Annotated in this window: 8 protein-coding genes and 1 riboswitch; of the genes, 3 read left to right on the top strand and 5 right to left on the bottom strand. The window is 73.9% G+C overall.

Going from position 1 to position 12,403, the window contains the following annotated elements:
* Positions 1-81 precede the first annotated feature (81 nt).
* From IE170_RS21980 to IE170_RS21970, 3 genes are all read right to left on the bottom strand, one after another.
* Positions 82-876, bottom strand: coding sequence for a M23 family metallopeptidase (locus tag IE170_RS21980; RefSeq protein WP_189811155.1), 795 nt, complete (start codon positions 874-876; stop codon positions 82-84).
* Positions 877-888: 12 nt separating this feature from the next.
* A riboswitch (cyclic di-AMP (ydaO/yuaA leader) is annotated at positions 889-1,046 on the bottom strand.
* Between the two features lie 188 nt (positions 1,047-1,234).
* The gene (locus IE170_RS21975) at positions 1,235-2,602 is read right to left on the bottom strand and encodes a M16 family metallopeptidase (RefSeq protein ID WP_189811197.1); all 1,368 of its coding nucleotides are present in this window, start codon (positions 2,600-2,602) and stop codon (positions 1,235-1,237) included.
* A 20-nt stretch (positions 2,603-2,622) separates the two neighbouring features.
* Positions 2,623-3,969, bottom strand: a complete 1,347-nt coding sequence (locus IE170_RS21970) for a M16 family metallopeptidase (RefSeq protein ID WP_189811154.1) — start codon at positions 3,967-3,969, stop codon at positions 2,623-2,625.
* Positions 3,970-4,205: 236 nt separating this feature from the next.
* Here IE170_RS21970 and IE170_RS21965 point away from each other — a divergent pair, with 236 nt between their 5' ends.
* Both IE170_RS21965 and IE170_RS21960 read left to right on the top strand, forming a co-directional pair.
* Entirely contained in the window at positions 4,206-6,662 is a 2,457-nt protein-coding gene (locus tag IE170_RS21965) for a DNA gyrase/topoisomerase IV subunit A (RefSeq protein WP_189811153.1), read from the top strand.
* 99 nt (positions 6,663-6,761) lie between these two features.
* Positions 6,762-8,840, top strand: a complete 2,079-nt coding sequence (locus tag IE170_RS21960) for a restriction endonuclease (protein ID WP_189811152.1) — start codon at positions 6,762-6,764, stop codon at positions 8,838-8,840.
* A gap of 12 nt (positions 8,841-8,852) precedes the next feature.
* Here the strand turns inward: IE170_RS21960 and IE170_RS21955 are convergent, their stop codons facing one another.
* Both IE170_RS21955 and IE170_RS21950 read right to left on the bottom strand, forming a co-directional pair.
* On the bottom strand, positions 8,853-10,004 hold the full coding sequence (locus IE170_RS21955; protein WP_229885053.1) for a CobW family GTP-binding protein: 1,152 nt from the start codon (positions 10,002-10,004) through the stop codon (positions 8,853-8,855).
* 14 nt (positions 10,005-10,018) lie between these two features.
* The gene (locus tag IE170_RS21950; protein ID WP_189811151.1) at positions 10,019-11,170 is read right to left on the bottom strand and encodes a citrate synthase; all 1,152 of its coding nucleotides are present in this window, start codon (positions 11,168-11,170) and stop codon (positions 10,019-10,021) included.
* Positions 11,171-11,240: 70 nt separating this feature from the next.
* On the opposite strand from IE170_RS21950, the gene IE170_RS21945 reads away from it, so the two are divergent.
* Positions 11,241-12,403 (top strand): citrate synthase (locus IE170_RS21945; protein ID WP_229885051.1); only part of this gene is annotated, 1,163 nt, incomplete at its 3' end.

Below are 12,403 nucleotides of genomic sequence, written 5' to 3'. Positions count from 1 at the left end.
CGGCCGGATATCGGCGGGCGGGCAGCGCGAAGGCCCCGGCTCGGTGAGCCGGGGCCTTCGGATCAGGCTGCTGCAAGAACGTCAGAGGCTGACGCCGTGGCTGCGCAGGTAGGCGATCGGGTCGATGTCCGAGCCGTACTTGGCGCCGGTACGGGCCTCGAAGTGCAGGTGCGGGCCGCTGGAGTTGCCGGTGGAGCCGGAGAGGCCGATCTGCTGGCCCGGGGTGACCTGCTGGCCGACCGAGACGCTCAGCGAGTTGAGGTGGCCGTACTGGGTGTAGGTGCCGTCGGCGTGCCGGATCACGACGTTGTTGCCGTAGGCGCCGCCCCAGCCGGCCTCGACGACGGTGCCGACGCCGACGGCGCGGACGACGGAGCCCTCGTCGGCGTGGAAGTCGATGCCGGTGTGGCTGCCGGAGGACCACATGCCGCCGCCGGCGCGGTACTGGGTGCTGACGTAGGAGCCGGCGAGCGGGGAGACGAAGGTGTTGAGGCGCTTGCGCTCCTCCTCGCGGGCGGCGCGCTCGGCGGCCTCGCGCTCGGCCTTCGCCTTCTCCTCGGCCTTCTGCTTGGCCTCGGCGGCGCGCGCCTTGGCGTCGGCCTCGGCCTGCGCCTTCAGGGCGGCTGCCTCGGCGGCGGCGCGCTGGGAGTCGGCCTGGGCCTCGATCTGGCCGGCGACGTCCTCGGCGGTGACGACCGCGTTCAGACCGGTGTCCTCCATGGAGGGGCCCTTGTCCGAGGCGGCGAAGGCCGGGGCGGCGAGGGTGCCCACCACACCGGTGGTGGCGAGGGCGGCGACGCCGGCGAATCCGGCGGTCTTGCGGCTCAGACGGCTGGAACCACGGTGCTTGCCGGCGGCACGGCTGCCAAAGGCCATGGAGAGGCTGATCCTTTCCTTCCCTCTCGCCTACCGGGTTAGCTGACGGGTTCGGAGCAGGAAGGTCTCCTACGGGCACCTCTTGCGAGGCGGCCCGATTCACCCCAAGGGACGTGTGGGTCCCCGGCTCCCCAGGCTCGCGCCGGACGGGGACTCGGCGATCGCTGCCCGGTGCCGCGGGTGCGGCGCGTATCAACTGACGGACAGCACGGCCGACGCTAGGCGGATCATCAGTCAATCACCAAATGGTCACGGCCTTTTGTTGCGCACGCCACACCGCATACAGGCAACCTCCGCAGCAAATCCGGACACAAAGGGCCCCGGCGGACAAGCCGCCGGGGCCCTCGGGGAGTTGCCGTCAGTTGCCGACGACGGTCACCTCTCCGATGCCCAACGCCCGCACCGGGCCCTCGATCTGCGCGGCGTCGCCGACGAGCACGGTGACCAGCCGGTCGACCGGGAACGCCTGCACGACGGCCGTGGTGGCCTCCAAGGTGCCCGTCTCGGCCAGCCGGGCGTACAACTGCGCCTGGTAGTCGTCCGGGAGCTCCTGCTCGACCTGGTCGGCGAGGGTCCCGGCGACGGCCGCGGCCGTCTCGAACTTCAGCGGGGCCACGCCCACCAGGTTCTGCACGGCGACGTCCCGCTCGGCATCCGTCAGGCCGCCCTCGGCGAGGGTGCGCAGCACCTTCCAGAGGTCCTCCAGCGCCGGACCGGTGTTGGGGGTGTCCACGGACCCGCTGATGGCGAGCATCGAGGCGCCCCGGCCGTCGGCGGTGGAGCGCAGCACCTGGCCGAAGGCGCGCACGCCGTACGTGTACCCCTTCTCCTCGCGCAGCACCTTGTCCAGGCGCGAGGTGAGGGTGCCGCCCAGGCAGTACGTGCCGAGGACCTGCGCGGCCCAGACGCGGTCGTGCCGGTCGGGGCCGGTGCGGCCGATCAGCAGCTGGGTCTGCACGGCGCCGGGCCGGTCGACGATGACGACGCGGCCGGTGTCGTCGGACTCCACCGGGGGCACGGGGCGGGCCTGGCCCGCGTTGCCCGTCCAGGCGCCCAGGGTGTCGGCCAGGAGGGCGTCCAGGTCGATGCCGGCCAGGTCGCCGACGACCACCGCGGTGGCCGTGGCGGGGCGCACGTGCGCCTCGTAGAAGGCGCGTACGGCGGCGGAGTCGATCCGGGCGACGGTCTCCTCGGTGCCCTGGCGCGGGCGGGACATGCGCAGGGAGGCCGGGAAGAGCTGCCGGTAGAGCTCCTTGGCGGCGCGGCGCTGCGGGTTGGCCAGCTCGTGCGGGATCTCGTCGAGGCGGTTGCGCACGAGGCGGTCGACCTCGCTGTCGGCGAAGGCCGGCGCGCGCAGCGCCTCGGCGAGGAGGCCGAGGGCCTTGGCCAGCCGGGAGGCGGGGACCTCCAGGGAGACGCGCAGGCCGGGGTGGTCGGCGTGCGCGTCGAGGGTGGCGCCGCAGCGCTCCAGCTCGGCGGCGAACTCCTCGGCGGAGTGCTTGTCGGTGCCCTCGGACAGGGCTCGGGCCATGATGGTGGCGACGCCGTCCAGCCCCTCCGGCTCGGCGTCCAGCGGTGCGGCGAGGTTCACCTCGACCGCGATGACCTGCTGGCCGGGCCGGTGGCAGCGCAGCACGGTCAGGCCGTTGGGCAGGGAGCCCCGCTCGGGCGCGGGGAACGCCCACGGCTTGGGCTGACCGGCGGCGGGCCGCGGGTGGAAGGTCATCGTGACGGCTGCGGTGTCGCTCACTGCTCCGCCCCCTCGTTCTCGTTCTCGTTCGCGTCGGAGTCGTCGGCGGCGAGGGGCTCGTAGACGAGCACCGCGCGGTTGTCGGGGCGCAGCCGGGCCGCGGCGACGGCCTGCACCTCCTCGGCGGTGACCTCCAGGACGCGCTGCACGGCGGTCAGCGCCAGCTGCGGGTCGCCGAAGAGGACCGCGAAGCGGCACAGTTCGTCGGCCCGGCCGGCGACGGTGCCCAGCCGGTCCAGCCACTCGCGCTCCAGCTGGGCCTGGGCGCGCTCCATCTCCTCGGCCGTGGGGCCCTCGGCGGCGAAGCGGGCGAGCTCCTCGTCCACGGCGGCCTCGATGGCGGGGACCTCGACGCCGCTGGAGGCCTTCACGTCCAGCCAGCCCAGCGAGGGGGCGCCGGCGAGGCGGAGGATGCCGAAGCTGGCGGCGACGGCCGTCTGGTCGCGGCGGACCAGGCGGTTGTGCAGGCGGGAGGACTCGCCTCCGCCGAGGACGGTCAGCGCCACGTCGGCGGCGTCGCACTCGCGGGTGCCGTCGTGGGGCAGCCGGTAGGCGGCCATCAGGGCGCGGGCCGGGACGTCCTCGGTGATCTCCTCGCGGAGCTGGCCGCCCATGGTGTCGGGCAGCGTCCCGTCGCGCGGGGGCTGCTTGCCGTCGTGGGCGGGGATGGAGCCGAAGTACTTCTCGATCCAGGCGAGCGTCTGCTCCGGGTCGATGTCGCCGACGACCGACAGCACCGCGTTGTTGGGCGCGTAGTAGGTGCGGAAGAACGCGCGCGCGTCCTCCAGCGAGGCCGCGTCCAGGTCGGCCATCGAGCCGATCGGCGTGTGGTGGTAGGGGTGGGGCTCGGGGTAGGCCATGGCGGTCAGCCGCTCGAAGGCGGTGCCGTACGGGACGTTGTCGTAGCGCTGGCGGCGCTCGTTCTTGACGACGTCGCGCTGGTTCTCCATGGACTCCTCGTCCAGGGCGGCCAGCAGCGAGCCCATCCGGTCGGCTTCGAGCCACAGCGCCAGCTCCAGCTGGTGGGCCGGCATGGTCTCGAAGTAGTTGGTGCGCTCGAAGCTCGTCGTGCCGTTGAGGGAGCCGCCGGCGCCCTGGACGAGCTCGAAGTGGCCGTTCCCCGGTACGCTCGCGGAGCCCTGGAACATCAGGTGCTCGAAGAGGTGAGCCAGGCCGGTGCGTCCCTTGACTTCGTGGCGGGAGCCGACGTCGTACCACAGGCAGACCGCCGCGACCGGGGTCAGGTGGTCCTCGGAGAGCACCACGCGCAGGCCGTTGGCCAGCCGGTGCTCGGTCGCTGTCAGGCCGCCGGAGCCGGCCTGGGCTGTGGCCGTGTGACCCATGGGCATGTGGTCCCTTCGATCGCGATGCAGAGAATTCCGTCAGACCTGCCACTGTATGCAAGCGCGCCGGGCGCCGGAGAAGTTCCCGGCCGGTACCCGGGTCGGAGTCGGGCCTGTCGGTGCGTCGGGACACAATGGTCCGCGACGATCCCCGTCAGCCCCTGTCACCAGATCCAGCCAGACCGCCCAGCCAGACCCCCAGCACATCCCTTTCTTGGTTAAGGAGCCGCGCAGCGATGGCCCGCCGCAGCACGAAGACCCCGCCGCCGGAGGACTTCGAGGAGAACATCCTCGACATCGACGTCGTCGACGAAATGCAGGGCTCCTTCCTCGAGTACGCGTACTCGGTGATCTACTCCCGCGCCCTGCCCGACGCCCGCGACGGCATGAAGCCGGTGCACCGGCGCATCGTCTACCAGATGAGCGAGATGGGCCTGCGCCCCGACCGCGGGTACGTGAAGTGCGCCCGCGTCGTCGGCGAGGTCATGGGCAAGCTGCACCCGCACGGCGACGCGTCGATCTACGACGCCCTCGTGCGCATGGCGCAGCCGTTCTCGATGCGCCTCCCCCTGGTCGACGGGCACGGCAACTTCGGCTCGCTGGGCAACGACGACCCGCCGGCCGCGATGCGCTACACAGAGTGCCGCATGGCGGACGCCACGTCGCTGATGACGGAGTCGATCGACGAGGACACCGTCGACTTCCAGGCCAACTACGACGGCCAGGAGCGCGAGCCGGTCGCCCTGCCCGCCGCCTACCCGAACCTCCTGGTCAACGGCGCCTCCGGCATCGCGGTCGGCATGGCGACGAACATGCCGCCGCACAACCTGGGCGAGGTCATCGCGGCCGCGCGCCACCTGATCCGCTACCCGCAGGCGGACCTGGAGGCGCTGATGCGCTTCGTGCCCGGCCCGGACCTGCCCACGGGCGGCCGGATCGTGGGCCTGTCGGGCATCAAGGACGCGTACGAGAACGGCCGCGGCAGCTTCAAGATCCGCGCGACGGTGTCCGTGGAGGACGTGACGGCCCGCCGCAAGGGCCTGGTCGTCACCGAACTGCCCTTCACGGTCGGCCCGGAGAAGGTCGTCGCGAAGATCAAGGACCTGGTGGGCGCGAAGAAGCTGCAGGGCATCGCCGACGTCAAGGACCTCACCGACCGCGCGCACGGCCTGCGCCTGGTCATCGAGATCAAGAACGGCTTCCACCCGGAGGCCGTCCTGGAGCAGCTCTACAAGCTGACGCCGATGGAGGAGTCCTTCGGCATCAACAACGTCGCCCTGGTGGACGGCCAGCCGCTGACGCTGGGCCTGAAGGAGCTGCTGGAGGTCTACCTCGACCACCGCTTCGAGGTGGTGCGCCGGCGCAGCGAGTTCCGCCGCGGCAAGCGGCGCGACCGGCTCCACCTGGTGGAGGGCCTGCTGGTCGCCCTCGTCGACATCGACGAGGTCATCCGGATCATCCGGGACAGCGACAACTCGGCGCAGGCGAAGGAGCGGCTCATGGAGCGCTTCTCGCTGAGCGAGGTCCAGACCCAGTACATCCTCGACACCCCGCTGCGCCGGCTCACCCGCTTCGACCGGATCGAACTGGAGGCCGAGCGGGACCGCCTCACCACCGAGATCGAGGAGCTGACGCGGATCCTCGAGTCGGACGCGGAGCTGCGCAAGCTGGTCTCCTCCGAGCTGGCGGCGGTCGCCAAGAAGTTCGGCACCGAGCGCCGCACGGTCCTGCTGGAGTCCGCGGGCACCGCCGTCGCGGCCGTTCCGCTGGAGGTCGCCGACGACCCGTGCCGGGTGCTGCTGTCCTCGACGGGCCTGCTGGCGCGCACGGCGACCGGGGACCCGGTCGTGGCGGAGGAGGGCGCACCGCGCGCCAAGCACGACCTGATCGTCTCCCAGGTCGCGGCGACGGCCCGCGGCGACGTCGGCGCGGTCACCTCGCACGGCCGGCTGCTGCGGCTGGCGGTGATCGACCTGCCGCAGCTGCCCGACACCCATGCCGCACCGAACCTGGCCGGCGGGGCGCCGCTGGCGGAGTTCCTCTCCGGGCTCGCCCCGGACGAGAGGGTCGTCTGCCTGACCTCGCTGGACGAGTCCTCCCAGGGCCTGGCTCTCGGCACCGAGCAGGGCGTCGTCAAGCGCGTCGTGCCCGACTACCCGGCGAACAAGGAGGAGCTGGAGGTCATCACCCTCAAGGAGGGCGACCGGATCGTCGGCGCGGTCGAGCTGCGCACCGGCGAGGAGGACCTCGTCTTCATCACCGACGACGCCCAGCTGCTGCGCTACCCGGCCTCGCAGGTGCGCCCGCAGGGCCGACCGGCCGGCGGCATGGCCGGCATCAAGCTCGGCTCCGGCGCCAAGGTGATCCACTTCTCGGCGGTCGACCCGGCGCGCGACGCGCTGGTGCTCACCGTGGCCGGCTCCCGCGGCACCCTCGACGACTCGGTGCAGTCCGGAAAGCTGACCCCGTTCGACCAGTACCCGCGCAAGGGCCGGGCCACCGGCGGCGTCCGCTGCCAGCGGTTCCTCAAGGGCGAGGAGCTGCTGACCTTCGCCTGGGCGGGCAACGCCCCGGCGAGGGCGGCCGCGGCGAACGGCGCCCCCGCCGCCCTGCCGGCCGCGGACCCGCGCCGCGACGGCTCGGGCACGGCACTGCCCGCCGCGGTCTCCGTGGTGGCGGGCTCCGCGCTGTAGGCCGGAGCCCGGCATTCGGGTGGTACGGGCCGGGGGACGTACCACCCGAATGCCGACTAGTGTTTTCCCTCCGGGCGTTGTGGGGGGAGTACACAGCTGATGAGTCGTCGGTCGGGCGGATTGATCGGGACCTGGGCCGAGGCCCAGCGGCGGCAGCAGCAGACGCAGCTGGTCCAGCAGCGGGAGGCCGAGCGCCGGCAGCGGGCCTACGAGCGGGAGGCGAACCGCAGCCACCGCCAGTACCGCGAGGCCGAGGCCCTGCGCCGCACCGCCGCCCTCGACGCCGAGGTCGCCGCCCTCAAGGGGCTGCTCGTCGCCGGATGCCGCGCGCCGGCGTTCCGGATGGCCTCGCTGGTCCGCCCCGAGCAGGTGGCCCCCTTCGACCCCGGCGCACTGGCGCAGCCCGTACCGCTGCCGCGCCTGGAGGACTTCCAGCGGCAGAGCAGCGGCTGGACCTTCGGCTCGCAGCACCGGGCGCAGGCGGAGCGCGACGCCCACGCCCGGTATACCGAGGCCTGGCAGGCCGCGACCGCCGCGGAGGCCCGGCGGCAGCAGCAGCTGGCCGCGTACCGGCAGCAGTACGACCGGTGGGCGGCCGAGCAGCTCGCCGGCGTCCGCGAGCACAACAGCGGGCTCGCCGAGCTGGCCGACGCCCTGCGCGCGGGCAGCGCCGAGGCCGCGGTCGAGTACTTCTCCGCCGCCCTGTACGCCTCCACGGCCTGGCCCGAGGCGCTGCCCAGACAGGTGGCCGCCGCCTACGACCCCGCCGCGCGCGAGCTGGTCCTGGACTGGGAGCTGCCCGACTACACGGTGGTGCCGGAGGCCAGGGCGGTGCAGTACCTGCCCAGCACCGACCAGGACAAGCTCAAGCCGCGCCCGGTGACGGAGCGGCGGGCCCTGTACCGGGACGTCCTGGCGCAGTGCATGCTGCTGGTCCTGCGGGAGCTGTACGCCGCGGACGAGTTCGGCGCCCTGGACGCCGTCACCGTCAACGGCTTCGTCGACTGCCACGACCCCGCGACGGGCCGGGAGGCGCGGTTCGTCCTCGCCGCCGTCTCTGCGGCGCGCACCGCCTTCGCGGGGCTGCGGCTGGAGCAGGTCAGCGCCGTGGACTGCCTGGTGTCGGGGCTCGGCGGGCAGCTGTCGGCGCGCCCCGACCAGCGGACGGCGGTCCGGCCCGGGCGCCGGCCCGACGAGGTCGGCGGCGGTGTCGTCAGCCACGGCGGGGGTGCGGACGACGACGAGCCGGACCTGTTCACGATGGACCCGATCGACTTCGAGAACCTGGTCGCGGAGCTGTTCCGGGCGATGGGCATGGAGGCGGTGACGACGCAGCGGTCGGGTGACGGCGGTGTCGACGTGGAGGCGCTGGACCCGGCCCCGATCCGGGGCGGTCGGATCGTGGTGCAGGTCAAGCGCTACCGCAGGACGGTGCCGCCGACGGCCGTGCGCGATCTGTACGGCACGGTGCAGGACAAGGGGGCGAACAAGGGGGTGCTCGTCACGACTGCCTCCTTCGGGCCGGGTTCCTACACCTTTGCCAACGGCAAGCCGCTGGAGTTGGTTCCCGGGCCGGCCCTGGTGGAGCTGCTGCACCAGCACGGGCTGCGCGGCCGGCTCGGCCCGGCCGACGGCCCGGTGGCGCCCTCGCCGACCGGCGCGGCCGCGGCCGGGGCCGGTTCCGAGGCGTCGGCGGACCACAACGTCCTGGGGATGTCCTGGTCCGGCCGGGTGGCCCTGGACGTGTGCGCGCTGGTCTGCGAGGGCAGCCGGGTGCTGACCGAGGACCACTTCGTGTTCTACAACAACCCGCGCACCCCGGACGGTTCGGTGCGGGCCCACCCGCACACGGCGCCCGACAAGGCCGCCCTGGCCGTCTCGTTCGACGGGCTGCCGCAGGCCGCGGACCGGCTGGTGCTCGTAGCCGCGGTCGACCCGGAAGCCGATCCGCACGCCGACCTGACCGGTTTCACCGACGCCCGCATCCGCCTGCTCGCGGCCGACGGCGCCGAGCTGGGCTGCCTGGACGTCTCGGACGGCCGCCCGGGCGAGACCGCGCTGGTCCTGGGCTCCTTCCGCCGCCGCGCCAACGGCGACTGGGACTTCGTGGCGGGCGGGAAGGGCTACCGCGACGGCCTCGCGGCCCTCCTCGCCGACCACGGCGTCGAGGTGGCCTGAGGCCGGTGCGGCTCACACCTCCGCGGGGGCGGCGCTGTCCTCGGGGGCGGCCGGGGGGTCCTCGGCGGGGACGTCGCCTTCCGGATCGGTCCCGGCGGGGCGGGCGACGTAGCGGAGGATGCCCCACATCGCCTCGGGCCCGGCGTTCTGCGGGGCCGGCTCGCGGCAGGCGTCGAGTTCGCGGAGCAGGGCCGCCCCGTCGGTGCCGGACCCGATCAGGACGAGGCGGGTCAGCCGGGGCTCGCCCCGCCCCCACGGGCCGGGCGCGAAGCGCAGGAACCGGCCGACGGCGTGGACCTCGTAGCGCTCCTCGTGCCCGGGGACGCCGAAGTACACGAAGCCCTTGATGCGGTAGAGGCCGGCGGGGCGCCGGTCGAGGAAGTCGATGAGGCGGCGCGGGCTGAGGGCCTGATCGGAGGCGAACTCCGTGCTCTCGTACTGCGTGTGTGCATGCCCGGTGTGGTCCGCGGGGCCGCTGCCGTCCCGCGCCTCGGCGATCAGGTCCTCGAAGGACAGCTGGCCCCGCGTCTCGGTCCAGGGGCGGCGGTCGAAGAGCAGCTCGGGGTCGATGCGCCCGTGGTCGGCGGCGACCAGGGGGATCCCCGGACACAGCGCGGCCAGCTCGGCCTCGATGCGGGCGCGCTCGGCGCCGTCGACGCGGTCGGTCTTGTTCAGTACGACCAGGTCGGCGCAGGCGAGGTGGCGGTCGGTCTCCGGGTGCCTGGCGCGGGTCGCGTCGAATTCGGCCGCGTCCACGACCTCCACCAGCCCGCCGTAGCGGATGGCCGGGTTCTCGCTGGCGGCCAGCATGCGGATCATCTCCTGCGGCTCGGCCAGGCCGCTCGCCTCGATGACGATCACGTCGATCCGGTGGACGGGGTCGGAGAGCTTCTCCAGGTAGGCGTCGAGCTCGCTGCCGTCGACCGCGCAGCACAGGCAGCCGCCGCCGAGGGAGACCATGGAGTCGCCGACCTGTCCGGCCACCGACATCGCGTCGATCTCGATGGAGCCGAAGTCGTTGACCACGACCCCGATGCGGGTGCCGCCGCGGTGGGTGAGGAGGTGGTTGAGCAGCGTCGTCTTGCCGGACCCGAGGAATCCGGCGAGGACGACGACGGGGATCGGAGGGCGGGTGTCGGACCGGTCGGGCTGCCTGCTGTTCACCCGGCCGATCGTACTCAGGCGGGGACCGGAACCGGCCGGGGCGGCGTCGGCCCGGCGTAGCGCGCCGCCGGACGGATGATTTTCGAATCGGCCGCCTGCTCCAGCACGTTCGCGCTCCAGCCGACCACGCGGGCCGCGCAGAACGTCGGCGTGAACATCGCGCGCGGCAGCCCGCACAGCTCCATGACGACGCCCGCGTAGAACTCGACGTTGGTGTGGAGCTCGCGGCCGGGCTTCAGTTCGGCGAGGATCCGCTCGACGTGCTGCTCCACCTGTACGGCGAAGTCGACGAGGGGGCCGCCGAAGCCGAGGGCGATCCCGCGGAGCATGCGCGAGCGGGGGTCCTCGGTGCGGTAGACGGGGTGGCCGAAGCCCATGATCCGCTCGCCCGCGAGGACCCGCTCGCGGATCCACGGCTCGATGCGGTCCGCGGTGCCGATGGCGTCGAGGGTGTCCAGGGCCCGGCTGGGGGCGCCGCCGTGGAGCGGGCCGGAGAGGGCGCCGATCGCCCCGGTGAGGCAGGCGGCGACGTCCGCGCCGGTGGAGGCGATCACCCGGGCGGTGAACGTGGAGGCGTTGAAGCCGTGGTCGACGGTGGAGACGAGGTACTGCTCGATCGCCCGGGCCGCGGCCGGGTCCGGCTCCTGCCCGGTGAGCATGTACAGGTAGTTCGCGGCGTACGGCAGGTCGTCCCGCGGGGCGACCGGCTCCAGGCCCCGGCCGAGCCGGTACAGCGCCGTGAGCAGGGTCGGTACGGCGGCGCAGGCCGCGAGCGCATCGGCGGCGCGCTGCTCGGGGGCGAGGTCGTAGAGCGGGCGGAAGCCTGCGGAGGCGCCGAGCAGGGAGAGGGCGGTGCGCAGTCCGGCGAGGGGCCCGGAGGGGGCTGTGGCGCGGGCGAGGGCGGGCAGGGCGTCGGCTACCTCGGCCGGCAGTCTGCGCAGGGGGGCGATCTCGGCGGCGAAGGCGGCCCGCCCGGCGGCGTCGGCCGGGAGTTCGCCGCGGAACATCAGGTGCCAGACGTCCTCGAAGCTGCGCCGTTCGGCGAGCTCGACGGCCGAGTACTGGCGGTAGTGGTAGAAGCCCTCGCGGCCGCGGACGTCGCCCAGGGCGGTCTCGGTGACCACGACTCCCGCGAGACCGCGGGGTACATCGACGGTGGTGTTCATGCATCGACCATCCATGATGGATTGAATCACTGTCAATATTGATTGAATCAATATATGTACGCTGGGCGTCATGAACGAGGCGCAGGGCGAACGGCGGATCAGCACCCGCGAGGCGGCACGCCTCCTCGGCGTCAAGCCCGCCACCGTGTACGCGTACGTCAGCCGCGGCCAGCTCACGAGCCGCCGCGACGCGGTCGGCAGGGGCAGCAGCTTCGACGCCGCCGAGGTGGAGTCCCTGGCCCGGCGCACCCGGCGGGAGGCCGCGCCGCCGGTCGGCGGGGAGCCCGTCGTACGGACCTCGCTGACGCTGATCGAGCCCGACCGGTACTGGTTCCGCGGCGTCGACGCCGCCGAGCTGGCCGCCCGCCACTCGTACGAGGAGGCCGCCGAGTGGCTGTGGACGGGCGCCCTCCGCCGGAACGCCCGCTTCACGGCCCCGCCGGACGCCCTCGCCGCCGCCCGCCGCGCCGTCGCCGCCCTGCCCGAGCACAGCGGACCCGTCGACCGGCTGCGCGTGGCGACCGCCGCCGCGGCGGTGACCGACCCGCTGCGCTTCGACCTGTCGGAGGAGGCCGTGCTCGGCTCCGCCCGGCGCCTGATCCCCACCCTGGTCGACGCCCTTCCGCCGGCCGCACCGGAGCCCGCCGGCCCTGCGGCGGCGCAGGAGAACGCTCCGGAAGGCCCGCTCGCAGCACGCCTGTGGACCCGCCTGACCGCGCGCGACCCCGACCCCGCGGGCCTCGGCGCCCTCGACCTGGCGCTCGCCCTGCTCATCGACCACGACCTGGCCGCCTCCACCCTCGCCGTACGGGTCGCCGCCTCGGCGCGCGCCCACCCGTACGCCGCCGTGTCGGCGGGGCTCGGCGTCCTGGAGGGCCCCCTGCACGGCGCCGCCGGGCGGCTCGCCCACCGCACGCTCGCCGAGGTCCTGGAGCGCGGCGGGGCCGCACCCGTCGTCGCGGAGCACCTGCGGGCCGGCCGCCCGGTGCCCGGGCTCGGCCACCGGCTCTACGCAGCCGAGGACCCGCGGGCGACCGCACTCTTCGCCCGGCTGGAGGACGTCCCCGGGGCTGCTGCGGCACTCGCCGCGGCCCGGGAGCTCGTCGACACGACGGCGGCCGGGCGCGGCGGCCCGCACGCCAACGTGGACTTGGCCCTGGCGGTGCTGACGCTCTCCACCGGGATGCCGGCCGAGGCCGGGGAGACCGTCTTCGCCGTCGCGCGGACCGCGGG

It is taken from the genome of Streptomyces toxytricini (genome assembly GCF_014649915.1).
Taxonomy (GTDB): domain Bacteria; phylum Actinomycetota; class Actinomycetes; order Streptomycetales; family Streptomycetaceae; genus Streptomyces; species Streptomyces toxytricini.
This window is presented reverse-complemented; position numbering and strand designations above follow the sequence as displayed.

Bases quoted from the DNA above. Each gene is read 5' to 3' on its own strand.
- IE170_RS21980 (WP_189811155.1), bottom strand. From the start codon at position 876: ATGGCCTTTGGCAGCCGTGCCGCCGGCAAGCACCGTGGTTCCAGCCGT.
- IE170_RS21975 (WP_189811197.1), bottom strand. From the start codon at position 2,602: ATGACCTTCCACCCGCGGCCCGCCGCCGGTCAGCCCAAGCCGTGGGCG.
- IE170_RS21970 (WP_189811154.1), bottom strand. From the start codon at position 3,969: ATGGGTCACACGGCCACAGCCCAGGCCGGCTCCGGCGGCCTGACAGCG.
- IE170_RS21965 (WP_189811153.1), top strand. From the start codon at position 4,206: ATGGCCCGCCGCAGCACGAAGACCCCGCCGCCGGAGGACTTCGAGGAG.
- IE170_RS21960 (WP_189811152.1), top strand. From the start codon at position 6,762: ATGAGTCGTCGGTCGGGCGGATTGATCGGGACCTGGGCCGAGGCCCAG.
- IE170_RS21950 (WP_189811151.1), bottom strand. From the start codon at position 11,170: ATGAACACCACCGTCGATGTACCCCGCGGTCTCGCGGGAGTCGTGGTC.